Raw genomic sequence first — 1,677 nt, forward strand, 5'->3', positions numbered from 1 at the left:
GCGACCAGTGCACTCTTTGAACCCATCGCGAGAGCGTTGGTGGCCCAGACGTTGCCGTAGACGCCAGTCTGCGGGGATGGCACGAGGCAAATCCAGCTGAGGGAAGCGAAAGCTTTCCAAGAGGGTTGGATCTACAACGGAGAGTTTGATCCTGGCTCAGGATGAACGCTGGCGGCGTGCTTAACACATGCAAGTCGAACGAACCTTCGGGTTAGTGGCGGACGGGTGAGTAACGCGTGGGAATCTGCCCTCAGGAGGGGGATAACGGCCGGAAACGGCCGCTAATACCCCATATGCCGAGAGGTGAAATGAATTTCGCCTGAGGATGAGCCCGCGTCTGATTAGCTAGTTGGTGGGGTAATGGCCCACCAAGGCGACGATCAGTAGCTGGTCTGAGAGGATGATCAGCCACACTGGGACTGAGACACGGCCCAGACTCCTACGGGAGGCAGCAGTGGGGAATTTTCCGCAATGGGCGAAAGCCTGACGGAGCAACGCCGCGTGAGGGATGAAGGCCTCTGGGCTGTAAACCTCTTTTCTCAAGGAAGAAGACATGACGGTACTTGAGGAATAAGCCACGGCTAATTCCGTGCCAGCAGCCGCGGTAATACGGGAGTGGCAAGCGTTATCCGGAATTATTGGGCGTAAAGCGTCCGCAGGCGGCCTTGTAAGTCTGTCGTTAAAGCGTGGAGCTTAACTCCATTTCAGCGATGGAAACTACAAGGCTTGAGTGTGGTAGGGGCAGAGGGAATTCCCGGTGTAGCGGTGAAATGCGTAGATATCGGGAAGAACACCAGTGGCGAAGGCGCTCTGCTGGGCCATAACTGACGCTCATGGACGAAAGCCAGGGGAGCGAAAGGGATTAGATACCCCTGTAGTCCTGGCCGTAAACGATGAACACTAGGTGTCGGGGGAATCGACCCCCTCGGTGTCGTAGCTAACGCGTTAAGTGTTCCGCCTGGGGAGTACGCACGCAAGTGTGAAACTCAAAGGAATTGACGGGGGCCCGCACAAGCGGTGGAGTATGTGGTTTAATTCGATGCAACGCGAAGAACCTTACCAGGGTTTGACATCCTGCGAATCCCTTGGAAACGAGGGAGTGCCTTCGGGAGCGCAGAGACAGGTGGTGCATGGCTGTCGTCAGCTCGTGTCGTGAGATGTTGGGTTAAGTCCCGCAACGAGCGCAACCCACGTCTTTAGTTGCCAGCATTCAGTTGGGCACTCTAGAGAGACCGCCGGTGATAAACCGGAGGAAGGTGTGGATGACGTCAAGTCATCATGCCCCTTACATCCTGGGCTACACACGTACTACAATGCTACGGACAAAGGGTTGCAAGCTCGCGAGAGTTAGCTAATCCCATAAACCGTGGCTCAGTTCAGATCGTAGGCTGCAACTCGCCTACGTGAAGGAGGAATCGCTAGTAATCGCAGGTCAGCATACTGCGGTGAATACGTTCCCGGGCCTTGTACACACCGCCCGTCACACCATGGAAGTTGGCCATGCCCGAAGTCGTTACTCCAACCCTTGTGGAGGAGGACGCCGAAGGTGGGGCTGATGACTGGGGTGAAGTCGTAACAAGGTAGCCGTACCGGAAGGTGCGGCTGGATCACCTCCTAACAGGGAGACACAACTGATCGTGATGTCTGAGCGCTGAGCAAACGCAAGTTTGGGAAGCA

General features: G+C 55.9%; 1 rRNA gene. It reads left to right on the forward strand.

Annotated features, from left to right (window positions below):
• Positions 1-133 precede the first annotated feature (133 nt).
• Positions 134-1,618: ribosomal RNA gene (locus tag KUG38_RS04225) — 16S ribosomal RNA — on the forward strand.
• The last annotated feature ends 59 nt before the right edge of the window (positions 1,619-1,677 follow it).

It is taken from the genome of Synechococcus sp. CCAP 1479/9, assembly GCF_019038535.1.
GTDB lineage: Bacteria > Cyanobacteriota > Cyanobacteriia > PCC-6307 > Cyanobiaceae > Cyanobium.